This window comes from Arthrobacter sp. 7Tela_A1 (assembly GCF_049311065.1).
Lineage (GTDB): Bacteria > Actinomycetota > Actinomycetes > Actinomycetales > Micrococcaceae > Arthrobacter_B.
The window spans coordinates 26,173-49,986 of the sequence record NZ_JAXIOO010000012.1; the positions used below are offsets into that span (position 1 = coordinate 26,173).

A 23,814-nucleotide genomic window follows, 5' to 3' on the forward strand; every position below is an offset into this window, starting at 1 on the left:
CGTCCCGGGTCAGAGCACCTGGAGTTCCGTTCCGACTGCTGCATGGTCTGCCATGGCTGCGGATTGGATGGCCGGGTCTTCGTAAGTGTTCCAGTAGTAGCTCTTTGTCCTGGCGGAGAAGAGCCCCGTGTAGATCGTCTTCTCGAACTGCCCCGAGTCCATCGCTGCGCTGCCCTCCACCATCGCGACCTGCTGCAGGGTGTGGAACGCACGGCTGACGTTCTCTTCCTCGGTCGCCTTCTGCGGATAGTGCGCGTTCACGTAGGCCGCCCTCACGAACCGGGACGGCGAGTAGTAGTCCCCGGGGATGCCGCGCATCAGGGACCCCGAACCGAACGGGGAAAGGTCAGCCCGTGCGAGCACAACCTTTTCGGGATAGTCAGGGGACGCGTTGAGGTAGTTCCGCAGGTTCTCGTGGTGCCACGAAAAGCCGGGCTGGTTCGCCAGGACGTCGACGTCGTCATCGAAGACGTGCATGCCGTCGCTCGTGTACTCCACCACGATGGCGCGCTTGCCGTCACCGATGATCCAGTGCAGCAGGGAGCTCGGGTACTTCTCGTTGATCGGCCGGTCCACGATGACGACAGAGCCGAGGGCGGCCTCGACCTCGTCAACGCTGGCGAACTGGGAAGCCACCCAGAGGGGGAACTCGAATGCGGCAACGTTCACCGCCCCCTCAACAGCTTCCGGAGCGTAGTCCGCGTATCCCGGGAAGTTGAGCCCGGCCACGGCCAGGCCGGCGTCGTTGCCGCAGTCGAAGTACAGCGGCGTGTCTTCCTCCACGATGCCCATTCCAATGACCGCGTGCCGGATCTCCGGCACCGCCCCGAAGGGGGAACGTGTGGAGTACCCCGTCGGCGTCAGCACAACCCGCTCGCCGTAACCGAACGTCCAGTCCAGATTTCGCGCGAGGTAGAGGTTGCCGCTGTTGTCAGAAAATCTGATGCCTGTGCACATGTTCCTGCTCCCTGTCACGGCGAACTGCCATGGCGCTTCGCCTGTCCGGTGCCTTATGCCTGGAAGCCGCCGGGAGCCGCGGAGCGTTCCGCCTGTCCCTGTCCTTCCGGCACTTTTCAGCTTAGGCCCGAACCCCGGGCCCGCGGCAGGGGATCATGGCAATGACGGGCACGCTACCCGCGGATCTTCCTAGAACAGGGCGCGGGCCAGCGCGGAGCGTGCCTTGTTAACCCGCGGATCGGCTGGGCCCGTGATCTCGAAAAGATCCAGCAGGCGCAGCCGGACCCGTTCCCGGTCCTCTCCGAAAGTACGGCTGATCAGCCGGATCAGCCGGTTGAACGCGTCCTCCACATGTCCGCCGGAAAGATCCAGGTCCGCGACAGCAAGCTGGGCATCCACGTTGTCCGGTTCCTGGGCGGCAGCGGAACGGAGCTCTTCGGCCTTGGCGTCCTTGAGCCGCTGCATCAGCTCCACCTGCGCCAGCCCCGCTTTTGCGTCAGCGTCGGCGGGCTGCTCTGCCAGGGCCTTGCGGTAGGCGGCGGCAGCGCCGTCGTAATCCCCTGCCACGATCGCGTCGTAGGCCTCCTGATGCAGCGGGGGGAGCGGTGCTTCTTCCTCTTCCCCGGGTGCAGCACCGGGCTCCCCCAGTGAACCGGTGACGCCGTTTGCTTCGGCCACCTGCATCAGCTCGGTGATGAGGGCCTGGATCTGCTCCGCAGGAACGGCCCGGTCAAAGAGCGGAACGGGCTGCCCCTTCACGACCGCCGCTACGGTTGGCACGGAGACAGCCTGGAACGCCTGGGCGATCTGCGGGTGCGCATCCGCATCGACATTCGCCAGCAGAATGCGTCCGCCACGGCCTGCCGCCTCCTGTTCCAGCGCAGCCGTAACCTCAGCCGACTCCGGGCTGCGGGAAGAGTACAGATTGATGATGACCGGAACCGTAGCCGAAAGCTGCACCACCTGGGGGAAGGTCTGTTCCGTGACTTCCACGACGTAGGAGGTGTTCTGGCCTCCCGTGGCACCCTGCTGCGCCGCGGGCGGCGGCGCACTCGCCTTGGCCTTGAGTGCGGAGAGGTCCACCGCTCCCCTGAGGTTCATGGACGGGGCCGGTGCCGGACGATGGTTCGGTGTGCTCATGGTCTCAACCCTAGTACGGCGACCGGGTCCCGGAGCAAGTACATCCGCAGACAGCGCAGGACCGCAGCTGTTGCAGCCGCGGTCCTGTTGAGCCGTCCGGTCCGGAGGGGCGCATGCCGCCGGGCCGGATCGCGCGAGGGGTTACTTCAGCGTTGCCGAGAGCAGCTCCTGGGCGGCGCCGATGACCTCAACCTTGTCCGGGCTCCCGGCCGGAGGCACGTAGAGCATGACGGCCTCGCCGTACTTGACGTCGATTCCCGCGTCGGTGTTCTTCTCACCGGTAAGGGTCTCGTAGATGGTGCCCTCCAGGTTGATCGAATCGCCCTCCTCACGGGGAACGCTCGAATAGCTGTGGGACATGTAGCCAAAGACGATGGCACCGCCGTCCCCGGTGCGCAGGGAGCGTGTGTCTTCAGGGACGGGCGTGTGGCTAAAGGTGATGGAGGCGAACTCATTGTCCGGGTTGGCGGTCACCTCGGCCTGGAACGTCGTCACGGCCTCAGCGAAGCTGTTCGGCGCAAACGTGGCACTGTTGCCGCCCTCAGGGTCGGTGAGGGCGTCGGCCAGGGCATCGACCGCGGCCTGCGGCGCCATCACCAGTCCGTCCGCTGAGCCCGGTTCAGCCGCGCTGACCCCGGTTCCGTCCGACGGCGCCTGAGGGAACGTAGTACCCGGCAGCATCTGGATCGCGGAAACGAGCTTGTAGTTCTCACGTGCGGAGGACTGGACCAGCACCAGTGCCTGGGGCACGGAATTGTCGCCGCCCTGCGTCACTGCCACGACCGTGCGCGGGAAGCCCGTTCCAGTGGAAACCAGGTCGGTGAGCAGGGGCGAGGCGGCAACCGTCGGCGGCGCTCCTGTTTCGGGCACCTTGGCGGCCACAGCGTAGTTGGCCTCGCGGAGCGAGAGTGCTGTGGAGGAAACGCGTTCCTTCAGCACGGCCGGGTCTCGGGCGGCGTCCGCTTTCTGGACTGTCCCGGCGACAGAACCCAGGATGCGTGCCAGCTGTCCGTCCAGGACGACCGGGTAGGCAGCTTCCTCCGGCGCATCCGTTGCCGCCGTGGCAGCGCCCGGCACCAAGGCCAGGGCGATGCCCGAAGCCAAGGCCGCGGAGAGCATCCCGGCGGTGCCTTTTCGCAGGGCTGAAGCGGCGGGCTGGGCTGAGACGGAGCGCGCGGTCCCGGCGTCCTGTCCGCGCCGGGCAACAATCCGGTGGGATGCGGTGTCGGATTCCCGGGTGGCGCGGCGGCTGCCGGGAGCCGGCGGAGTGCCCTTGCTGCCGGAACGGGCCATGAACGCCAGGGCCAGCCCAAGGATGGCCACCAGCGCGCCGCCGACGATCAGCGGAACGGCGAAGGGTGTTCCTTCCTCGTTGGCCCAGCTGACGGAGATGTCCGTCGGAGCAGGTGCTTCGCCGTCGGAGGCGATCAGCACCGACCAGTCTCCCTCTGCCGGTGCCGTCCACAGGTAGGAGAGTTCGCCCTCTCCGGTTTCCTCGCTGACCCACAGATCAGAGCCGGCCGGGTTGGGGACCGTGGCCTCGCCGTCGCCGGTTTCCGCTGACAGGGCCTCCGCGGAGGCACCCGTAATCCGTGTTGCAGCCGCGCCGTCCGCCCAGGCATCGACGTCGGCACTGCGTCCAACCGCAAGGAAGATGCCGTCCTCGCTCCGTACCGTGATCTCCGCTCCGGAACGGTCGGCGAAGAGTCCGGCGTCCAGCACGGCCAGAGGCGCGTCCGCCTCCGTTGCGGGGGCCTGGACAGTCACGGTGTCCGGCGGTGCCCAGAGCGTGCGCTGGCCGATGCCGACCAGCATCATCAGCACACCAAGCACAATCAGCGGAACTGCAATTTTGTTTCGCACAACTTACCTATCGTCGGTCACGGTCACTCGCCCGCCTGTAGGCAGCGGCGATGGGCGTGAGGGCCCATGGATATCCGTCATGGCGGCTGGTTTATAACCCTATGGTAACGAAATCCCTTCCAAGAGCACATTTAGGGGCCGCGGGGCGGAAGTGCCCGGGCCCGTGGGGCAAGCCCGGCACCCGGGACTGATAATCTGACGCCGCAGCACAGGACCGGAGAACCAAGGACTTCCAAGGGAGATCAGCGCGGATGAGCGATGACAGGGACGTTCCCGTCGACGAGCCCCTCCCCGCGCCTGGACACGACGCACCTCCGCGTTCCAGCCGCTTTGCTGCGGCAGGCTCCCGCGCCCGGCAGCTGCTGACGCACATCCCCGGAGCCCGGCCCCGGCACCGGTTCGATGTTCCTCCGGAAGCGGAACTGCCCGAGCAGCCGCTCCCCGAGCCGGAAGTCGATGAGGACGCCAGGCTTTCGGACGAGCGGCGGCGCTTCGGAGGAGCTCCTCCCCCGGTGACGGGTGAAGGGGGACCGGACCGGCATCCCATCCGCTTCGGCTTTATGTTCACGACCGGTGTGGGGTTTGCCCTGCTGCTGTTCTTCATTGTCACCAACGTGGGCGAACTGCTGGTCTGGATCGGCGCCGCGCTCTTCATCGCGCTGGGACTGGATCCGGTAGTCCGCTGGCTCAGCGCCCGGGGTGTCCCCCGTCCGGCCGGCATCGCCATTACCGTCGTCATCCTGGCCGGCGCGGTCACGGGCTTTTTTGCCACACTGATTCCCACGATCGTCAGCCAGACCACCGAGGTCATCAACAACGCCCCGAGCTATGTAGACCGCTTTATGTCCTCGCAGTTCTTCGTGACGGTGGAGCGGCAGTTCCAGATCCGGGACCGCATTGACGATGAAGTGGAGAAGTTCTTCTCCAACACCGATGCCGTGGGCGGGATCTTCGGCGGGGTGCTGAGCGTTGGCTCGGTCATCGCCAACGGCCTGTTCGGCGCGCTGATTATCCTGGTGCTCACCCTGTACTTCCTGGCGTCGCTGCCGTCGATGAAGAAGTGGGCCTATCGGCTGGCTCCGCGCAGCCGGCGGCGGAGGGTGGAAGCCCTCTCCGAGGAAATCACGGGCAGTGTGGGCAACTACGTCATCGGGCAGGGCTTCGTGGCACTGCTGGATGCCCTCTACGCCTTCGTGATCATGACCATTACCGGGGTGCCGTTTTCGGTGCTCCTGGCGTTCCTGGTGGCGCTCCTGGCCTTCATCCCCCTGGTGGGGCCGCCCATCGCCCTTGTCCTGGTGTCCCTCATCGCACTGACCGCCAGCTGGCAGACCGCCGTCGTCTTCGCCATCCTCTACATGGCCTATCTGCAGTTTGAGGCGTACTTCGTTTCCCCGCGCGTGATGCAGCGGGCAGTTGCCGTCCCTGGTGCGGTCGCTGTCATTGCGGTGATAGCGGGCGGAACCCTGCTGGGCGTGCTCGGTGCGCTGATCGCTATTCCCACGGCAGCAGCGGTCCTGCTCCTGATGAAGGAAGTCGTGATCGCGCGCCAGGACCGGCGCTAGCTGCGGCTCCTTAGCGGCGCCGGCCGGATCCGGGGCGGATGCGCCAGCAGCGTGCATGCCAGTGCCGGCGGTCTGCGACGGCGGTCTCCCGGCCAAACAGTGAGTCCTCCTGCCAGACCACCAGGTGCTCGATCCCTGGCGGAATGACCTGTCCGCAGCCCGGGCAGCGGTAGTCCTTGGCCGCGTTCCGGGCAGTGATCCGCCGCACCGACCACTCGCCGTCGGCCGCGCTCTCGCGTTCCGGCAGGCCCACCCGGGCACGGTCCAGGTCCACCTCCGGTGCCGCTGCCGCCCATTTACGCCGTGCGTTGCGTCCGGCAGCGGTGCTGGAGGCGGGCAGCTGCCGTCGGGGGCGGTTGGAGCGGGGCATGAGTCCATCTTGCCGCAGCCGAGCCGGTAAAGTGCAACTGTGCGTTTAGTGATAGCCCGCTGCTCCGTTGACTACGTCGGCCGCCTCCGTGCCCATCTGCCCCTGGCTACCCGCCTGCTCATGGTGAAGGCGGACGGCTCTGTCCTGATCCATTCCGACGGCGGTTCCTATAAGCCCCTGAACTGGATGAGTCCGCCCGCGACCCTGCGGATCACCCAGCCGGACCAGGATGATGCCCAAAACGGTGTCGTGGAGGTCTGGAACGTCCAGAGTGCGAAGACCGACGACAAGCTTGTGATCAGTGTCTACGAGCATCTCTCCGACGTTGCCCATGACCTTGGAACGGATCCCGGGCTGATCAAGGACGGCGTGGAGGCAGACCTTCAGCGGCTGCTGGCCGAGCAGATCACCAAGCTGGGTGACGGCTATTCCCTGATCCGGCGCGAATACATGACCGCAATCGGTCCAGTGGATATCCTGGCCCGCGATGCTGACGGCGCAACTGTGGCTGTCGAGCTCAAGCGCCGCGGCGATATCGACGGCGTGGAGCAGCTGACCCGGTATCTGGAGCTGCTTAACCGGGATCCCCTGCTGGCACCCGTCCGCGGCGTCTTTGCGGCACAGCAGATCAAGCCCCAGGCCAGGGTTTTGGCAGCCGACCGCGGGATTGAATGCCTAACGCTCGATTATGACGAAATGCGCGGTGTCGACGACAGCGAATCCCGGTTGTTCTAGTGCACCTGGCGCTGCGGTGCCGCGGCATTCATAATCCCGGTGCCGGCCGTTCAAAGGCCACGGCAATGGGTGCAAAAGCGGCCAGAACTTTCCGTTAAGTTTTTTCTTCGAATCCGTTGACGGGTCTTTAGTGGTATGTAACGCTATAACCAGTCTTTGTGTAGGTGTTATTCATGCTCGCAAGACGGTCGCGAGCGTGAAGCTCCTGTAGGAACTGCCGGTCGGCAGGGAACCTGGACTTCCCGCTTCGGTACAACCAGGCACGAGGTGTGCCGGTTAAGTTCCAGTAATAAAGGAGACAGACAAATGGCACAGGGAACCGTCAAATGGTTTAACGCGGAAAAGGGCTTCGGCTTCATTACCCCGGATGATTCCGACGGCGATGTATTCGTCCACTACTCGGAAATCCAGTCCAACGGCTTCAAGACCCTCGACGAGAACCAGCGCGTTCAGTTCGAGATCGGCCAGGGCGCCAAGGGCCCCCAGGCTACCGGCGTAACCGCCCTCTAGTCGTACCGGTTGAAGGCGGGGACTTCGGTCCCCGCCTTTGCTGTGTCCGCACGTTTCCCGGCGGCTTCGCCTCCCGGCTAGCTTCGACGGCGCAGGACGTTCGCACCCAGGGCACGCAGGCTGTCCATGAAACGCTCGTACCCGCGGTCGATGTGGTCCACTCCCCGCACCTCCGTGGTGCCCTCGGCAGCCAGCCCGGCAATCACCAGTGCCGCTCCGGCGCGGATGTCATTGGCTTCCACCGGCGCTCCTGAAAGCCTGGCGACTCCCTGGATCAGGGCGTGGTGTCCATCCAGCCGGACAACCGCGCCCAGCCGGGCCAGCTCCGAGGTGAAGCCCCAGCGTGCTTCGAAGACATTTTCCGTCACCATTCCTGATCCGGAAGAAACCGCATTAAGGGCGACGACGAACGGCTGCAGGTCGGTGGGGAACCCCGGGTAGGGAAGCGTCGAGACATTGATGGGCTGCGGACGCGAGGGTCCTTTGACGGAGAAACCGTCCTGTGTCGTTTCCACCACGCAGCCGGCCTGCGCGAGCTTGTCCAGCACCACCGTCAACGCACGTGGATCCGCCTGCCGGATCTCGATGCTCCCGCCCGTAATCGCAGCGGCGAACGCCCAGGTGCCGGCAACGATGCGGTCCGGGACAACCCGGTGTTCTACCGGGGAGAGTTTCTCGACGCCTTCAATCACCAGGGTATTGGTGCCCACGCCGCTGATTCTCGCACCCATCGCGCCCAGCATCTCGGCGATGTCCGTGATTTCCGGCTCCCGGGCGGCGTTGTCGATGACGGTGGTGCCGGCGGCCAGCGTTGCGGCCATCATGATGTTCTCCGTGGCGCCCACGGAGGGGAAGTCCAGGATGTGGCGGGCACCGGTGAGCCCTGAGGGAACCGACGCGATCAGGTAGCCGTGATCGATGGAAATGGAGGTTCCCATGGCCTCCAGTCCCGCCCGGTGCATGTCCAGCCCGCGGGAGCCGATGGCATCGCCGCCCGGCAAGGCAACTTCGGCACGGCGGCACCGCGCTACGAGCGGTCCGAGGACGGAGATCGAGGCGCGCATGGCACGAACCAGGTCGTAGTCCGCCTGGTGACCCGGTACGGCCGGGACGTCGATGTGAACGCGGGCGGCATCGGCGTCATAATCCACCGTGCAGCCGAGCCTGCGGAGCAGTTCGGACATGATCCAGACATCCTGGATATTGGGCACGTTGGTGATGGTGGAGCGCCCCTGTGCCAGAAGCGTTGCAGCCATCAGTTTCAGGACACTGTTCTTGGCTCCGGGAACCGTCACCGAACCGTTCAGGGTAGATGGACCGGTGACAACAATGACGTCTTCCATCCCTCCATAGTATGGGCGGGAAGGCACCCCTGCCCGCCGCACTGCGGATACGGGAAAGGCGCAGGGGAAGAAATCCCCAGCGCCTTACGCGCTTAGCGCCAGGTGCCGATACCTATCACCGGACCGGCCTCCAGCCAGGAGGACAGGCCAGTGTAGACGTCATACTTCATGGCAATGAGGAGCTCCTGGCCTTCGTATTCGAAGGTGACAACAAGCGCCCCGGGCTGGATCCGGGCGCGCTCCGCCTCGGTGGGCTGGCGCCATCCCTTCAGCTCCAGCGAACTGCGCAGGAACCGGTAGGGCGGACGCGGGCTCAGCGAGAGCAGCCGCAGCCATTCCACATGGGTGTCCGTATAACGACAAACCCCCATCCGCCACCCGCCGGGCGGGAAGCAGATGGAGGCGTCAAAGGTACCCAGGGTGCGCCGCAGCTGTGTGCGGCGCACCCAAAAGAGTCCCGTTGCCAAAACCAGCAGAGCGAAGAACGCTGCCAGCGCAATGAACACGTAGGTACTGTCCATTGGGGCGGGTCAGCGGGTCCCAGCGTTGGCTGCGTCGTTCAGCTGCGCGTTGTCCGCGACGATGACCACGCGGTTGCTGTCCACGGAGAAGAACCCGCCGTCGACCCCAACCGTGATGCGGCTGCCGGACACCGGTTCGATGGCCAGCTCGCCCTCGGCCAGGATCGCAAGGACCGGCGCGTGGCCGGGAAGGATCCCGATTTCGCCGTCGGACGTGCGTGCCTTGACCATCTTGGCTGCGCCGGACCACACGAAGTGGTCAGCCGCAACAATCTCGACTTCGAGTTCAGCAGTGTCAGCCATGGGGATTACTTCCCGGTCTGCTCTTGGATCTTCGCCCACTGACGTTCGACATCATCCATGCCGCCGACGTTGAAGAAGGCCTGCTCGGCGATGTGGTCTACGTCGCCGTCGCAGATGGCCTTGAAGCCTTCGATGGTGTCCTTGACGGAAACCGTCGAACCCTCGACGCCGGTGAACTGCTTGGCGGTGTAGGTGTTCTGCGACAGGAACTGCTGGATGCGGCGTGCACGTGCGACGACGATCTTGTCTTCTTCGCCGAGCTCGTCGATGCCGAGGATGGCGATGATGTCCTGCAGTTCCTTGTTCTTCTGGAGGATCTGCTTGACGCGGACAGCCGTGTCGTAGTGCTCCTGGCCGACGTACTGCGGATCGAGGATGCGCGACGTCGAGGTCAGCGGATCCACGGCCGGGTACAGGCCACGGGACGCGATTTCACGGGAAAGTTCCGTGGTGGCATCCAGGTGCGCGAAGGTGGTGGCCGGAGCCGGGTCGGTGTAGTCATCAGCCGGGACGTAGATGGCCTGCATCGAGGTGATCGAGTGGCCCTTCGTCGAGGTGATGCGCTCCTGCAGCAGACCCATCTCGTCAGCCAGGTTGGGCTGGTAGCCCACGGCGGAAGGCATGCGGCCCAGAAGGGTCGACACCTCCGAACCGGCCTGGGTGAAGCGGAAGATGTTGTCAATGAAGAGCAGCACGTCCTGGTTCTGCACATCGCGGAAGTACTCCGCCATGGTCAGTGCGGACAGGGCCACGCGCAGACGCGTTCCCGGCGGCTCATCCATCTGGCCGAACACAAGGGCCGTGTCCTTCAGGACGTTGGCTTCTTCCATTTCGACCCAGAGGTCGTTGCCCTCACGGGTACGCTCGCCGACGCCGGCGAACACCGAGGTGCCGCCGAAGTTACGGGCAACACGGGTGATCATTTCCTGGATCAGAACGGTCTTGCCGACACCGGCACCGCCGAACAGGCCGATCTTTCCACCCTTGATGTACGGGGTGAGAAGGTCGATGACCTTGATGCCGGTCTCCAGCATTTCAGTCGAGCCCTCAAGGTCCGCGAAGTTCGGGGCCTTGCGGTGGATCGGCCAGCGCTCCGTGATTTCGAGCTGGTCTTCCGCAACGTCCAGCGGCTCACCGAGCACGTTGAAGATGTGGCCCTTGACGCCGTCGCCAACAGGCACGGAGATGGGAGCACCGGTGTCGACCACGGCTGCGCCGCGGACCAGGCCGTCGGTAGCCTGCAGGGAGATGGCGCGGACGAGGTTGTCACCCAGGTGCTGGGAGGTCTCGAACGTGATGGTTTTGGTCTCACCGTTGAGCGTCAGCTCGGTGGTGAGGGCGTTGTAGATGGTGGGGATTGCGTCAGCCGGGAATTCGACGTCGACAACCGGGCCAATGACACGGGCGATACGGCCTGTGGCGCCCGGTGCTACGGAGGTTGCTCCGTGCTCGGCAGTTTGGGCAGTCATCTCTCTCACTTCACTCAGTTAGATGGCGTGTGGACTAAGTATTTTCTGGTGGAACTTTTCGAACCGGGAGGCTAGGAAGCGCTGAGCGCGTCCGCACCTGCCACGATCTCGGAAAGTTCCTGGGTGATTTCAGCCTGACGGGCGTTATTGCGAAGTCGCGTGTACTTCTTAATAAGGTCGGAGGCGTTGTCCCCTGCGGACTTCATGGCGCGCTGGCGTGCTGCGAGCTCGGAAGCGGCGGCCTGGAGCATGGCTGCGAAGATGCGCGACTCGATGTAGCGCGGCAGCAATGCGTCAAGAACCTGTTCCGGTTCGGGCTCGTATTCGTAGAGGGGCAGGATGTCCGTCTCGGACGCTGCTTCCTCTTCGACTACTTCCAGCGGCAGCAGACGGATAACCGCAGGTTCCTGGACAACCATGGACTTGAAGCGCGTGAACACGATGTGGATTTCGTCCACGCCGCCGTCTTCATAGGCCGTATTGAAGTCATCGAGGAGTGCTTTGCCGATTTCACGGGCGGTCTCGAACTCGGGCGCATCCGTACCGCCGGTCCAAACACGCTCGTAAGCGCGGTCGCGGAAGTCGTAGTACGCCTGGGCCTTGCGGCCCACCAGGTAGGTCTTGATCTCCTTGCCCTCTTCGCGGAGCAATTCGTTCAGCGATTCGCTCTGCTTCAGGACTCCGGCGGAGTACGACCCGGCAAGACCGCGGTCGGAGGTCATGATAACTACTGCCGCCCGGCGGATCTGCTCCGGCTCGGTCGTCAGCGGGTGATCAATTTCCGACTGGGACGCCACAGCAGAAACGGCACGGGTGATCGCATTGGAATACGGCAGCGCCGCGGCGACGCGGGTGCGCGCCTTTCCAATCCGAGAGGCAGCAATCAGCTCCATCGCCTTGAAGATCTTCTGCATCGACGTAGTCGAGGCGATCTTCTGGCGGTAGACCCGAATTTGGGCTCCCATACTTTTCCTTTCGGTTCCTAGCGTTGAACTAGGGCTAAGGCAATGGCCAAGAGTTCCGCGGCGGCCGTCGCCGGCCGCGGAACCCGTTAGCCGTTAGCGCTTCTGCTTGACGATCTTTTCCTGGTCGACTGCGTCTTCGTCCAGAGCCGATGCCTCTTCGTGGCCGGCAGCAACCATGCGGTTGTCGCCTTCGCCGAAGAAGCCCTGCTTGAAGTCGGAGATGAGGCTCTTGAGTTCATCAACCGTGGAGTCTTCGAGCTTGTTGGTCTCAGACAGAACGGTCATGACCTTCGAGGTCCGGCGCACGTGATCAAGGAACTCGGTTTCGAAGCGGCGGACATCTTCCACCGGAACGTCATCGAGGAAGCCGTTGGTGCCGGCCCAGATCGAAACGACCTGGTCTTCAACCGGGTACGGGGAGTACTGACCCTGCTTCAGCAGTTCCATGAGGCGGGCGCCGCGGGTCAGCTGCTGGCGGGAGGCTGCATCCAGGTCCGAGGCGAACATGGCGAATGCCTGCATGTCCCGGTACTGGGCGAGTTCCAGCTTCAACGTGCCGGAGACCTTCTTCATGGCCTTCTGCTGTGCAGCACCGCCAACGCGGGACACGGAGATGCCGACGTCCACTGCGGGGCGCTGGTTGGCGTTGAAGAGGTCCGACTGCAGGAAGATCTGGCCGTCGGTGATGGAAATGACGTTGGTCGGGATGTAGGCCGAGACGTCGTTTGCCTTGGTTTCGATGATCGGCAGGCCGGTCATCGAGCCTGCACCGAGCTCGTCGGAGAGCTTGGCGCAACGCTCCAGCAGGCGGGAGTGCAAGTAGAAGACGTCGCCCGGGTAGGCTTCGCGTCCCGGCGGGCGGCGCAGCAGCAGCGACACGGCGCGGTAGGCTTCAGCCTGCTTCGAGAGATCATCAAAGATGATCAGGACGTGCTTGCCGCCGTACATCCAGTGCTGGCCGATAGCCGAGCCGGCGTACGGTGCCAGGTACTTGAAGCCTGCGGGGTCGGATGCCGGGGAGGCCACGATGGTGGTGTACTCCATGGCGCCTGCATCTTCGAGGGTCCGCTTGATCTCAGCGATCGTGGACGCCTTCTGGCCGATGGCCACGTAGATGCAGCGCACCTGCTTTTCGGCGTCGCCGGAGGCCCAGTTGGCCCTCTGGTTCAGGATGGTGTCGACGGCGATTGCCGTCTTGCCGGTCTTGCGGTCACCGATGATCAGCTGGCGCTGGCCCCGGCCGATCGGGATCATGGCGTCGATAGCCTTGAGGCCGGTCTGAAGCGGCTCGTGAACCGACTTACGCTGGGTAACACCCGGTGCCTGGAGTTCCAGTGCACGGCGTGCTTCAGCCTCGATCGGGCCCATGTCATCCAGGGGCTCGCCCAGCGGATCGACGACGCGGCCCAGGAAGGCATCCCCAACGGGGACGGACAGGACTTCACCGGTGCGGTGAACTTCCTGGCCTTCTTCGATGCCGCCAAAATCGCCAAGGACAACGACACCGATTTCACGGGTGTCGAGGTTCTGGGCCAGGCCCAGCGTTCCGTCCTCGAACCGAAGCAGCTCATTCGCCATCACGGAGGGCAGGCCCTCCACACGGGCAATGCCGTCGCTGGCGGTGGTTACGCGGCCAACTTCAACGCGCTCTGCGTTTCCGGGTTCGTAGGACGCCGCAAATTCATTCAACGCATTACGGACGTCGTCGGCGTTGATGGTCAATTCGGCCATCTGCAGTCCCTGCTCTCCTATGTTGTGATCATCGCTTCGTGCCGATGACCTTCGATTGGTTCTAATGTTTCTCTTGGCCCGCTTCAGCCAGATGGTGGCTAAACGGCGAGCTTCCGGCGCAGTTCCGACATACGGGTCACCACGGTGGAATCGACGACTTCATCGCCCACCGTAACCCGGATACCACCGACGATCGAGGGATCAACGGCTGCGTTGATCTTCAGTTCACGGCCGTACAGGCTGTTCAAAGATGCCTGCAGCCGGGCAAACTGCTCTTCCGTCAGCGGACGGCTGGTCACTACTTCGGCGATCCACCGCTGCTGCCGTCCGGCGACCAGTTCCAGGAACCGGGTCACAAGGGCAGTGGGGCGGAGTCCGCGCGGAGCCGTGACAGCCTGCCGGATCAGTACCTTGGCCGCGTCGGACGCGCCGGGTACCAGCTTCAGTGCAAGTTCTGCCCGTGCCTCCGCGGTTGCCCGCGGGTTGGACAGCGCACGCTGCACATCATGGTTGGATGCCACGGTCTGGTTGAAACGGAAGAGGTCGCCCTCAAGTTCCTCAAGGCCGGCAGTACCGGGACCCTTGTTTTCCGCGACCGCGGAGACAACCGTTGCAGCCAGGGTTTCCAGAGCATCCCCGAGGTCGCGCGGTGCGCGCCAGCGGGAATCAACCAAAGAAGCAACAATCTGTTCGGCGTCGGCCGAAACCTTGCCGCCAACCAGTTTGGAGACCAGGGCTGCCTTCTCATGGCCATCACGAGCCGGATCCGTCAGGGCCCGCAGCAGGCCGGTCTGGCCGTCCAGCAGGCCCAGAATTCCAAAGAGTTCCTCTGCCAGGCCAAGGTTAGCTGTGGGAAGACGAGCTTCCAGCTGACCCTGGGCTGCTGCCAGAGACTCGCTCGATATACCTGCCATTACTGAACCGCACCTGCGTTCTGCGATGATTCCAGCTCATCCAGGAAACGGTCCACTACGCGTGCCGAGCGTGCATCGTCGGAGAGTGACTCTCCAACGATCTTTGATGCCAGCTCGGTAGCCAGCGTGCCGACTTCGCTGCGGAGCGAGACAACTGCTGCCTGGCGCTCCGCCTCGATGGCAACCTGGGACTGTTCCATGATGCGTGCTGACTCGGCAGCAGCCTTGGCCTTCAGGTCGGCGAGAATCTGAGCGCCTTCAGAGCGCGCTTCCTCACGGATCCGGTTGGCTTCGGTGCGTGCGTCAATCAGCTGCTGCTTGTACTCGTCCAGGGCAGCACTGGCTTCCGCCTGTGCAGCCTCGGCCTTGGCAAGTCCGCCTTCGATGGCCTCGGTACGCTCTGCATACGTCTTCTCGAACATCGGGACGACGAACTTGACGACGATGAACATCAGCACGGCGAAGCCAAGCAGTGTTACCAGGATCTCCCAGATGTTTGGGATCAGAGGATTAGCGCCTTCTGCGGCGGCGAGGATAAGTGCCTCGTTCATTTCTCATCCGTCCTATCTACTTGGTGTGGGAAATACGCGCTGAAGTTAGAGAACGAACGCGAAAACCAGACCAAGGATGGCGAGGGCTTCGGTCAGGGCCAGGCCCAGGAAGGCGATCGGCTGAAGCACGCGCTGTGCTTCCGGCTGGCGTGCAACGCCGTTGATGTAAGCAGCGAAGACCAGACCAACACCGATTGCGCCGCCGATAGCGGAGAGGCCGTAGCCGATGAGGTTCAGGGAGCCGTCGATTTCACCAGTCATTTTGGTTATTCCTTTCAAGATGCCCGAAGGCAGGTTGTTTGGTTCAGGGGGTTCCCCGCGAGGGGAGGTTTAGTGCTCCGCGGCTGCTACTGAGCCTTGGATGTAGATCGCAGTCAGCAGCGTGAAGACATAAGCCTGCAGGCACTGGATCAAAACTTCGAACAAGAACATTGCGACGCCGCCAACAAGGGTCAGCGCGCCCAGCGGCTTCAGCAGGCCTTCGGCCTCCAGCAGCAGGAACTCGGTGCCCGAGGCAGCCAGCATGATGATCAGGTGGCCGGAGAGCATCGTCGCGAAAAGACGGAGGCTGTGCGTGATGGGGCGGACCAGGAAGGTCGAGATGATTTCGATCAGGACGACCAGCGGCAGGATGGCGATCGGGACGCCGGAAGGAACGGTGGCGTACTTGAAGTACTTAATGCCGTGCCTCTTGATGCCCAGGATGATCCAGGTGAAGTACACGATCGCTGCCAGCGCATAGGCGGTACCCACGTGTGAGGTGGTCGGCAGCTGTGCCAGCGGAATGCTGCCCCACAGGTTGTTGATCAGGATGAAGAAGAAGAGGGAGAACAGCAGCGGAACAAAGGGACGGAAGTCCTTCTCACCGATGATGTCGCGGCCGATCGAATTGCGGACCAGGTTGTAGCTGAACTCGCCCAGGAACTGCAGGCGTCCCGGAACAAGCTGACGCTTCTTCGCGGCAGCAATAAAGAACCAGCTGATCAGGGCAACGGACAGGAGGATAAGCAGCATCTGCTTTCCAAAGCCCTCGCCGTACTCGGCACCCCAGGGAAGGATCTCAGGGAGGTGCATTTCATCGAGGGTTGGTGCAACAAACCCCTCTTCATTGGCGGCGGGAAGCGCAAGCGCGATCAACGCGTTTCCTCTCTGCTTTGTCCATCGTTGGGCATTTCATTGGCGGGGGCATGTGGCATGCATCCGTTTACTAAGTTGTGTGACATGGCTTCGTCTAACCCTCATCCGGCCGTTCTCCACCCGTGGGCGGTTTCGGCTTAGTGGAAGTGAGCCCGTGGGCGGCAGCTACGTAATAACCGCTCAGCCCGCCCAGGGCAATACCTGCAAATAGAATCCAGCGGGTCTCCAGAAGACTGTCCAGCCCCCACCCTATCAAACCAAGGGCAATGATTCCGGACAGGACATATTGGAGGATCGCACGGCGCTTGCTGAGCGGTGCTTCAAATGCTGCTGGAACCTGGCCGGACGCTTTCTTCTTCGATTTAGCTGCCACCTCAGGCTCCTTTCAGGGAATTGTCTGCGCCGGCAGGCGCGTCGGAAAAAATAAGCTGGCGGGTCCGGGAGAAAGAGCGGATCTCCGCAATCTGCCAGATCACCACCGTGCCCATGGCAGCGAAGGCGAACCACGGCCGCTCGAGCCACTCGGGCACCCCGACCGCCCACAGGGCCACCGCGAAGCCGACGACTTTGACGGCATAGGTGACTGCGAACATTCCAATCGCGCCGGAGGGGTTCTTCCGTCCAACCGCGTGGCCGACCAGCAGGCTGATTCCAAAGAAGAGGACAATCAGGGCCCAGCCGGCGCCCACGCTGGCGGCACCGCTGGCTCCGGGGCCCATCAGGGCTGCACCGGCCGCAGCAGCGGCTGGAACTGCGGTCCACAGAACCGACGTCGCGAGGATGCTTAACCAGGGAGCGTTTGCCGGCCCGGAAGCACTGATCCGCATACCGCGTGCGCCTTTGGCTTGGCTCATGGCTGCAGGATCATCCTTGTGCTGGGGGAAAGGTGGAACAGGTGCGCATGACGCGTCACCGTTCTTAGCGACGTTTGAATTCTACAGTACATAGAACTGCGTCGTGACACGTGCGTTTCGGCGCCGGCCGGTTGTCACGCACTGGTGCGGCCGCGTATGGCAGCCACCAGCTTGGGGGACGCCAGGTACAGGGCAGCGACAGCCGCCACGAAGACAGTTCCGGCGGCAGTGGTCCCCCAGCCGGAGCCACCCGTCACCAGGGCTGTTGCCCCAACGAGGACAGTGCAGGCAGTAACGAATGACGCTGACTGGACGTGGCTCAGGCCCGCATCGGTCAGCCGCTGGTACACATGCTGGCGGTGGGCCGCATACCAGCGTTCACCCCGCCGGATCCGGCGCATCAGGGTGGTGAAGGTGTCCAGGAGGTAGATCAGGATCGGGAAGAGCAGGTACTCAACGTACACTCCGGCCAGCAGGGCGGCGACAGCGGTACCGGCGATGGAAGCGCCGAGAAGGTAGCTGCCGACGTCGCCCATGAACACTGAACCACGCCCGAGGTTCCAGGGCAGGAACGCCGCAAAGGCCGCGGCGATGACGGCACCCGCCGCGATGAGCCAGACCTGCCCGGACAGGGCTCCGCTGGCCGCGTACAGGATACCCACCGCCATTCCGTGCAGGCCCGAGATGCCGTTCACGCCGTCCATGAAATTTGCGACGTTGATGTAGCCGGCGATGACCAGCATTCCCGCGGGCACCCACCAGTAGCTTTGCCCGAGCGTTGCCGCCAGGGCAGCAGTTGCCGCGGCGCCGATCAGCAGCTGCCCGGTGAAGCGCGTCTTGATGGACAGGCCCCGGAAGTCCTCGACCCAGCCCAGCAGCGAGGCGGAGGCAACGACGCCGATGAGGATCAGCACCAGGGAACGGTCGACGGCAACATAGCCCGTCAGCAGCGCGGTTCCGAGGCCAAGCAGGACGCCGGCTGCAATCGTGGCGCCGACTCCGCGGATCACTGCCTTGGTGTGTGAGGACCGTTCATTGGGCACGTCCACCACGCCGAGGCGGCGGAGCAGCGGGATGAAGGCAAACGGCAGCAGCAGGCTGGCCAGGAAGGAAACAGCGACGGGTACGGCCAGAGCCATCAGCCGGTCCGCCGATCCTCGCGGCCGGCGGCCCCGGATCCTTCCGAAAGATCCTGCAGCCGCAGGGCGGCAGTATCCGGGAGGGGGAAGATAGCGGCCGCCGGTGCACCGGCACCGTCCGCAGCCACCGGGGACTCCCCCGGACCGAATCCGCAGCGGCGCAGCCAGTCTTCGGCGTTGAGATCTTCCGGAGCGAGGACGGCCACCGAGGTGTGAGAGATCTTTGGATGCAGCGGACGGGAATCATCCTCCCCGGTGCCGACCAGGATCTCGTGCAGCTTTTCGCCCTTGCGCAGGCCGGTGAAGACAATCTCGATGTCCTTGCCGGACATCGCGATCATCCGCTGTGCAACATCGAGGATCTTGACAGGCTCGCCCATGTCCAGGATGAGCACCTCTCCCCCGCGGCCGATCGCGCCGGCCTGGATAACCAGCTGGCAGGCTTCGGGGATGGTCATAAAGAACCGGGTGACTTCCGGGTCGGTGACCGTGACGGGCCCGCCCTGGCGGATCTGCTCGGTGAAGAGCGGCAGCATGGATCCGCGGCTGCCGATCACGTTGCCGAAGCGCACAGAGACGAACCGGCGCCCGCTGTGCCCGGCCATCCAAGCCGTGAGCTTTTCCGCGACCCGCTTGGAATGGCCCAGGACCGTGGTTGGGTTGGCTGCCTTGTCCGTGGAGATGTTCACGAAGTGGCTTACGCCCGCCTTGTGCGCTGAACGGAGCACGTTGGCGGTGCCCAGCACGTTCGTCTTCCAGGCCTCGAGCGGATACTGCTCCAGCAGTGAAACGTGCTTGAGCGCGGCCGCGTGGAAAACGACGTCGGGGCGGCGCTGGTCGAAGATCTCGTCCAGTGCCCGGGCATCGCGGATATCCGCCAGCACGGTGTCCCGGCCGTTCAGCAGGCCCTGGCCGGTGATCGAGAGCTGGGTAAGCTGCAGGCCGGTCTCGTCCCGGTCCACCATGATCAGCTCTGCGGGGGCGAACGCGGTGATCTGCCGGCAGAGTTCCGAACCGATTGAGCCGCCCGCTCCGGTGACCAGTACCTTCTTGCCGGTGAGGTAACCGGCTACTTCATCAACGTGAATGTCCACCGGACGGCGGCCGATCAGGTCTTCAACGGCGACCTCGCGGAAGTCCGTCAGGCCTGCTCCCGAACCCTTGGCCAGCATGTCGCGCAGGGGCGGCAGGACCATGACCCGCAGATCCAGGCCCTCGGCACTGTCGGTAACCTGGCGCACCTGGGCGGCATCGACGTCGGCGATTGCAATGATCAGCACCGTGGCCCTGGTCCGCTGCACCAGGTCCTTCAGGTCGGCGAGCTTGCCCATGACCGGCACTGTGCCCAGCCGCAGGTGTTTCTTGGCGGGATCGTCATCGACCAGGCCCACCGGGAAGTACGGGGAATCCGGATCGTTCATCATCCGGGTGACCAGCGAATTGCCGAGGAAGCCGGCACCGTAAATCAGGGTGCGCTGGGCTTCGTCGCCCGGGCGCACCTTGCTTTCGACGTACATGCGCTTGAGGTAGCGGATGGCTGCCATGAAGAGGCAGGCGAACGGGAACGCCAGGACGCCCGTGCTGCGGGGAATGTCGATCGCCAGGCCAAAGAGGACGCTGACAAGCACCAGGATGGCGGAGACCACGATGGTGACGACGGCGAGCAGCCGCATTTCATGGAAACTGCCGAAGCTGTAGCGGCCCCTGTACAGGGCAAAGGAGTATCCGACGATCAGCTGCGTCACCACGGCGACGCCGCAGAACACTGCCAGGCCGCCGAAACTGATCTGGTCCACAGTCAGCTCGTAGCGCAGGACCAGCGCCAGGACGATGGCCACCACCCAGGCCAGCGAATCCAGCACGTATTGCGACCAGAGCCAGAGAGCGGGCTTCTCGTCACGGGCCGGGGTGGTTGTGTCCCTGCTTGAATCGTTCATAGTCCTCAACGGGTTTGCGCCCGGTTCGTGTCTCGGTTCCTGGGTCCCCCGTGCCGCAGACACGAAAGGACGTTGATTCGGCGTGTAATAGACTTGGAATCTATTCAGCATACTAACTGCATGTCCCATCTCCGTCCGGCAACGCCTGTGGCTGCGGACGGAGCCTTGAAAGGAACACCTTGCCGGAATCAGTGGCCGTTGCTGCGGTGACGTTCGACCGCCCCGATGACGTCAAGACCCTTTTGGGGGCACTCGCGGCGCAGACGGCTCCGGTGGCTTCGGTCGCCCTGGTGGACTCCGGGAAAAGCCCGGTACAGGATATCGCCGAGTCTTCTGCGGCCAATGTCACCTATGTGCGCTCCGAAACCAACCTCGGCGGGGCAGGCGGATTCTCCCTTGCCATCCTCACCGCCATGGCCTCCGGTGCGGACTGGATCTGGATCATGGACGACGACGCCCATCCAGAGGATCCCGAATGCCTGCAGGCCCTGCTCGACGCCGCCAACGAGCGCGGTCTCGACGTCATCCTGCCGCTGGTGGTGGCGCCCGGACAGCCTGACACGCTGTCCTTCCACTTCCGGATCGACGGCCGCCTGACCCATGACCGCGCGGAGGTTGCCAAGGCCGGATTCCTGCCGGGCGTCGGGCATTTCTTCAACGGAGCACTCATCCGCCGCGATGTGTTCTTCCGCGTCGGACTGCCGGACCTGCGCCTGTTCATCCGCGGCGACGAGACGGACTTCATGATCCGCCTGCGCAAGGCCGGCATCCCGTTCGGCACGCTGACCTCGGTGGCGCTCAGCCACCCGGCGGCCTGGTCCGAAGTACAGGAAATCCTGGGCGGTCGCCTGCACGTGCTCGTGCCGGACACCGAATTCAAGCGTTTCTATTTCTTCCGCAACCGCGGTCACCTGACGCTCAAGCACAAGCGGCTCCGGTCGCTGGCGGCAGACGCCGTCGGGTACCCGGTTCACTTTGCGCGCACCCGCGACCTGCGCGGATTCCGGGCCTGGCTCCGTGCCTATGCCGGCGGTGTACGCGGCAACATGTTTGGCCCTCCTTCGGACCAAGGCTTCTAGCATGCCCGGTTCCCCTCCCGGCATCGAGGACCTGGCGCTGGTCATTGTGACCTTCAACCGCTCCGATTATCTCCGCGGCCTGCTCACGTCCGTGGCATCCCTGGATCCGGCACCGCGTTCCGTGGTTGTCGTCGACAATGCCAGCACGGACAGCACCGCTGACGTCCTGACTGAGCTGCAGCCCGGTTTCCCGGTCCCGCTGACCGTAGTGACCCTCGCGGAGAACACCGGAGGTTCCGGCGGTTTCGCTGCGGGGATCAACCGGGCCATGGAGCTGGGCGCGCAGTGGCTGTGGCTCATGGACGACGACGTCGTGGTACTTCCGGGAGCGGTTTCAGCGCTGTCCAAATGGACAGAAGAGTACGACTGCATCCACGGCCGCCGGCTGGATGAGGCGGGCAGGCCGTTCTTCTGGCAGCACCGCTTCCTGCCCTTCCTGGGCGTGCACGTTCCGGTGCGTGGAAACGTCTTCCGGAACAGTCCGGTCTTTGCGACGAACGTGGGTTGCTTCGAGGGAATGCTGGTCCGCGCCGGAGTTGTCCGGACCATCGGCCTGCCGGATCCGCGCTTCTTCATTAACGGCGACGACGAAATCTACGGCTGGCTCGCCTCGCTCAGCCACAAGGTCGTCTACGTCAATGATTTTGTCCTGCAGAAGGTCCGTCCGCAAAAGCAGATCGACCTGGGCATCCGGCACCTCAACGATTCAAGCGACCTCAGCCGCTTCTGCGCCATGCGCAACCGCGGCCATACGGCCGGCTACCTCCGTGCCCATGGCAGGTTCAACCGGGCGGGGTTTGCTGCCGGGACCGCGCTGACGGCAGCCAAGGAAATCCTCCGCCTGCTCGCCGTCGAGCGCCGGTTGCGAGGAGCGGGCACGTTATGGCGCGGATGGCGCGAATCACGGACCATTCTGCGCGATCGAACCTGGCAGCCCATGGCACCGTTCCCGGCCGGGACTGCGTCCGGCGGCGCTGCCGCTCCCAACCAACCCGCGATCTAGGACACCAACACGTTGAACCCGGACTCCCTCACCGATCCTGCCTCCGAACCTGTTTGGGCTGTCCTCGGGGCCAGCGGATTCATTGGCTCCGCCCTGCAGTCCGCCCTGACAGCGCGGGGAATCACCGTGCGCTACGTCAAGGCGCCGCGGCTCACGGCCGTGTCCACGGACGCCGCCGGCATCCTGGCCGAAGCAACCAGGCTCGAGAACGAGCGCCTGGACCTGGCAGGTGCACTGGCCGGCGCCGACGTCGTCATCAATGCAGCCGGACTGGCGACCCCCTCCGGTGCCGATTCACCGGCGCTGCGCGGCGCGAACGCACTCCTTCCGGTGCTGGTTGCCGATGCGGCCGACGCCGCAGGAGTCCGCCGCTTTGTCCACCTGAGCAGTGCGGCTGTCCAGGGACACAGGGCTTTCCTTGACGAAAGCAGCTACGTGCAGCCGTTCTCCGCCTACTCGCGCTCAAAGGCCCTCGGTGAAGATGCCCTCGCCGCCCGGTCTCAGAAAGACTGCAGCGTCGTGACCATCCGTGCGACATCGGTGCAGGGACCCGAGCGGCAGACAACGCTGACACTGGTGCGTGTGGCTGCCACTCCCCTGGCCTCGGTAGCTGGCCGCGGGGAAGCACCCACTCCGGTCAGTTCAGTCCACGCGCTCACTGAATTCACCGCCGCCGTCGCCTCGTATGACGGCGAAGTGCCTCCGGTCGTCCTGCAGCCCTGGGAGGGCGCAACGGTTGCCGATGTACTTCGTGCCGCCGGAGGCCGGGAGCCGAAACGCCTGCCGCGATGGTTCTGCAAGGCATCCCTCAAGGCCGGCTACGCCGTCTCGGCTCTCCTGCGGGAGCGGTTCCACGGCCCGCTGCGGCGGCTGGAGATGATGTGGTTTGGCCAGCGCCAGGAGCCGGGGTGGGCTGAGGCCGCCGGGAAAGTTCCCGCGCCGCAGGTGGTGCAGGTGCTGACCCAGGCCCGGACCGCCCGGCAGCGGATGGACCCGGCCCGCTAGGCCGGGCTGGTTACTTCAGCTTCGGGGCCGGCATCCGAAACTTCGGGGGCGGGTTCCTCGCCCAGATCCAGCACCGAAGGTACGACGGCGCGCAGTTCCTCCACGCTGATGGCACCGGCGCGCACTATCCGCAGCGGCGAGGCCGTGGCATCAACAATGGTGGACGGAATGCCTTCGCTGCCTTCCTGCGGACGCGGACCGGCTTCCAGGTAGACTTCGACGGATTCGGCCAGCTGTGCCTGTGCCTCGGCCGCGGTCTGGGCAGCGGGCGCTCCGGTGCGGTTCGCCGAAGACACCGCCATGGGCCCGGTCAGTGCCAGCAGGTCCAGGGCCACTTCGTCGTCGGGCATCCGCAGTGCCACTGTTCCCTTGGTGTCGCCAAGGTCCCAGGTGAGGGAGGGCTGCGCGTGGAAGATCAGGGTCAGGCCGCCGGGCCAGAACGCTTCAGCCAGGGCCCGGGCCTCGGTGCTGACGTCCACGGCCAGGCCGTCCATGGTCTGCAGGCGGGGAACCAGCACGGGCGGCGGCATGGAACGGCCGCGGCCCTTGGCCGCCAGAAGAGTTGCCACCGCCTGCGGCGAGAACGCGTCTGCGCCGATACCGTACACGGTGTCCGTGGGCAGGACGATGCACTGCTTGGCGGCTATGGCCTGCTGGGCGCGTGCCAGTCCGGCGCTCCGGCCTTCGGGGTCTGAACAATCAAAGCTGGTGGTCACGGAACTA

Annotated in this window: 25 protein-coding genes; 6 read left to right on the forward strand and 19 right to left on the reverse strand. The window is 64.4% G+C overall.

Annotated elements, in window-relative coordinates; all coding sequences use genetic code 11:
- Positions 1 to 9: 9 nt before the first annotated feature.
- The 3 genes from bsh to TVB01_RS07210 all read right to left on the reverse strand — a co-directional run bounded on the left by bsh (position 10) and on the right by TVB01_RS07210 (position 3,960).
- A complete protein-coding gene (bsh, locus tag TVB01_RS07200; protein WP_422455230.1) occupies positions 10 to 957 on the reverse strand; it encodes a choloylglycine hydrolase in 948 nt (315 codons plus the stop codon).
- Between the two features lie 189 nt (positions 958 to 1,146).
- On the reverse strand, positions 1,147 to 2,097 hold the full coding sequence (locus tag TVB01_RS07205) for a co-chaperone YbbN (RefSeq protein ID WP_422455231.1): 951 nt from the start codon (positions 2,095 to 2,097) through the stop codon (positions 1,147 to 1,149).
- Between the two features lie 141 nt (positions 2,098 to 2,238).
- Entirely contained in the window at positions 2,239 to 3,960 is a 1,722-nt protein-coding gene (locus TVB01_RS07210) for a hypothetical protein (RefSeq protein WP_422455232.1), read from the reverse strand.
- 251 nt (positions 3,961 to 4,211) lie between these two features.
- Between TVB01_RS07210 and TVB01_RS07215 the strand changes: the two genes are divergently transcribed.
- Positions 4,212 to 5,525 (forward strand): AI-2E family transporter, encoded by a 1,314-nt coding sequence (locus TVB01_RS07215; protein ID WP_422455233.1) that lies wholly within the window; start codon positions 4,212 to 4,214, stop codon positions 5,523 to 5,525.
- Positions 5,526 to 5,535: 10 nt separating this feature from the next.
- Here the strand turns inward: TVB01_RS07215 and TVB01_RS07220 are convergent, their stop codons facing one another.
- A complete protein-coding gene (locus TVB01_RS07220; RefSeq protein ID WP_422455234.1) occupies positions 5,536 to 5,895 on the reverse strand; it encodes a hypothetical protein in 360 nt (119 codons plus the stop codon).
- Between the two features lie 39 nt (positions 5,896 to 5,934).
- Here TVB01_RS07220 and nucS point away from each other — a divergent pair, with 39 nt between their 5' ends.
- On the forward strand, positions 5,935 to 6,630 hold the full coding sequence (gene nucS, locus TVB01_RS07225) for an endonuclease NucS (protein WP_422455235.1): 696 nt from the start codon (positions 5,935 to 5,937) through the stop codon (positions 6,628 to 6,630).
- A 306-nt stretch (positions 6,631 to 6,936) separates the two neighbouring features.
- Positions 6,937 to 7,140, forward strand: coding sequence for a cold-shock protein (locus tag TVB01_RS07230; RefSeq protein WP_055239636.1), 204 nt, complete (start codon positions 6,937 to 6,939; stop codon positions 7,138 to 7,140).
- Positions 7,141 to 7,217: 77 nt separating this feature from the next.
- Here TVB01_RS07230 and murA read toward each other — a convergent pair whose 3' ends face one another.
- The 14 genes from murA to TVB01_RS07300 all read right to left on the reverse strand — a co-directional run bounded on the left by murA (position 7,218) and on the right by TVB01_RS07300 (position 20,004).
- Positions 7,218 to 8,483: a UDP-N-acetylglucosamine 1-carboxyvinyltransferase gene (gene murA / locus TVB01_RS07235; RefSeq protein WP_422455236.1), complete on the reverse strand. Its 1,266-nt coding sequence runs from the start codon at positions 8,481 to 8,483 to the stop codon at positions 7,218 to 7,220.
- Positions 8,484 to 8,575: 92 nt separating this feature from the next.
- Positions 8,576 to 9,004, reverse strand: coding sequence for a DUF2550 domain-containing protein (locus TVB01_RS07240; protein WP_422455237.1), 429 nt, complete (start codon positions 9,002 to 9,004; stop codon positions 8,576 to 8,578).
- Between the two features lie 9 nt (positions 9,005 to 9,013).
- Entirely contained in the window at positions 9,014 to 9,307 is a 294-nt protein-coding gene (locus TVB01_RS07245; RefSeq protein ID WP_422455238.1) for a F0F1 ATP synthase subunit epsilon, read from the reverse strand.
- Between the two features lie 5 nt (positions 9,308 to 9,312).
- Complete coding sequence (gene atpD, locus TVB01_RS07250; RefSeq protein WP_422455239.1) at positions 9,313 to 10,776, reverse strand: F0F1 ATP synthase subunit beta; 1,464 nt, start codon at positions 10,774 to 10,776, stop codon at positions 9,313 to 9,315.
- A 71-nt stretch (positions 10,777 to 10,847) separates the two neighbouring features.
- Entirely contained in the window at positions 10,848 to 11,741 is an 894-nt protein-coding gene (locus TVB01_RS07255; RefSeq protein ID WP_227894646.1) for a F0F1 ATP synthase subunit gamma, read from the reverse strand.
- A gap of 93 nt (positions 11,742 to 11,834) precedes the next feature.
- Positions 11,835 to 13,472 carry a F0F1 ATP synthase subunit alpha gene (gene atpA, locus TVB01_RS07260; RefSeq protein ID WP_422455240.1) on the reverse strand — a complete coding sequence of 546 codons (1,638 nt, stop codon included), beginning with the start codon at positions 13,470 to 13,472 and terminating at the stop codon, positions 11,835 to 11,837.
- Positions 13,473 to 13,570: 98 nt separating this feature from the next.
- Positions 13,571 to 14,386 carry a F0F1 ATP synthase subunit delta gene (locus tag TVB01_RS07265; protein WP_422455241.1) on the reverse strand — a complete coding sequence of 272 codons (816 nt, stop codon included), beginning with the start codon at positions 14,384 to 14,386 and terminating at the stop codon, positions 13,571 to 13,573.
- Complete coding sequence (locus tag TVB01_RS07270) at positions 14,386 to 14,937, reverse strand: F0F1 ATP synthase subunit B (protein WP_227894643.1); 552 nt, start codon at positions 14,935 to 14,937, stop codon at positions 14,386 to 14,388. The genes TVB01_RS07265 and TVB01_RS07270 overlap by 1 nt, the downstream gene beginning before the upstream one ends.
- A gap of 45 nt (positions 14,938 to 14,982) precedes the next feature.
- Positions 14,983 to 15,198, reverse strand: a complete 216-nt coding sequence (gene atpE, locus TVB01_RS07275; protein WP_422455242.1) for an ATP synthase F0 subunit C — start codon at positions 15,196 to 15,198, stop codon at positions 14,983 to 14,985.
- 69 nt (positions 15,199 to 15,267) lie between these two features.
- Complete coding sequence (atpB, locus tag TVB01_RS07280) at positions 15,268 to 16,074, reverse strand: F0F1 ATP synthase subunit A (protein WP_422455243.1); 807 nt, start codon at positions 16,072 to 16,074, stop codon at positions 15,268 to 15,270.
- 94 nt (positions 16,075 to 16,168) lie between these two features.
- The gene (locus tag TVB01_RS07285; RefSeq protein WP_422455244.1) at positions 16,169 to 16,447 is read right to left on the reverse strand and encodes a hypothetical protein; all 279 of its coding nucleotides are present in this window, start codon (positions 16,445 to 16,447) and stop codon (positions 16,169 to 16,171) included.
- Between the two features lies 1 nt (position 16,448).
- Positions 16,449 to 16,928: a hypothetical protein gene (locus tag TVB01_RS07290; protein ID WP_422455245.1), complete on the reverse strand. Its 480-nt coding sequence runs from the start codon at positions 16,926 to 16,928 to the stop codon at positions 16,449 to 16,451.
- Positions 16,929 to 17,062: 134 nt separating this feature from the next.
- The gene (locus TVB01_RS07295) at positions 17,063 to 18,067 is read right to left on the reverse strand and encodes a UDP-phosphate glycosyltransferase (RefSeq protein ID WP_422455246.1); all 1,005 of its coding nucleotides are present in this window, start codon (positions 18,065 to 18,067) and stop codon (positions 17,063 to 17,065) included.
- Entirely contained in the window at positions 18,067 to 20,004 is a 1,938-nt protein-coding gene (locus TVB01_RS07300; RefSeq protein WP_422455247.1) for a polysaccharide biosynthesis protein, read from the reverse strand. The genes TVB01_RS07295 and TVB01_RS07300 overlap by 1 nt, the downstream gene beginning before the upstream one ends.
- A gap of 179 nt (positions 20,005 to 20,183) precedes the next feature.
- Here TVB01_RS07300 and TVB01_RS07305 point away from each other — a divergent pair, with 179 nt between their 5' ends.
- From TVB01_RS07305 to TVB01_RS07315, 3 genes are read left to right on the forward strand one after another with little or no spacing between them, the layout of a single operon-like run.
- Entirely contained in the window at positions 20,184 to 21,083 is a 900-nt protein-coding gene (locus TVB01_RS07305; RefSeq protein ID WP_422455248.1) for a glycosyltransferase, read from the forward strand.
- Position 21,084: 1 nt separating this feature from the next.
- The gene (locus TVB01_RS07310; RefSeq protein ID WP_422455249.1) at positions 21,085 to 22,086 is read left to right on the forward strand and encodes a glycosyltransferase; all 1,002 of its coding nucleotides are present in this window, start codon (positions 21,085 to 21,087) and stop codon (positions 22,084 to 22,086) included.
- Between the two features lie 12 nt (positions 22,087 to 22,098).
- On the forward strand, positions 22,099 to 23,091 hold the full coding sequence (locus TVB01_RS07315) for an NAD-dependent epimerase/dehydratase family protein (protein WP_422455250.1): 993 nt from the start codon (positions 22,099 to 22,101) through the stop codon (positions 23,089 to 23,091).
- Here TVB01_RS07315 and TVB01_RS07320 read toward each other — a convergent pair.
- Positions 23,088 to 23,807: an L-threonylcarbamoyladenylate synthase gene (locus TVB01_RS07320; protein ID WP_422455251.1), complete on the reverse strand. Its 720-nt coding sequence runs from the start codon at positions 23,805 to 23,807 to the stop codon at positions 23,088 to 23,090. The genes TVB01_RS07315 and TVB01_RS07320 overlap by 4 nt on opposite strands.
- Positions 23,808 to 23,814: the final 7 nt, after the last annotated feature.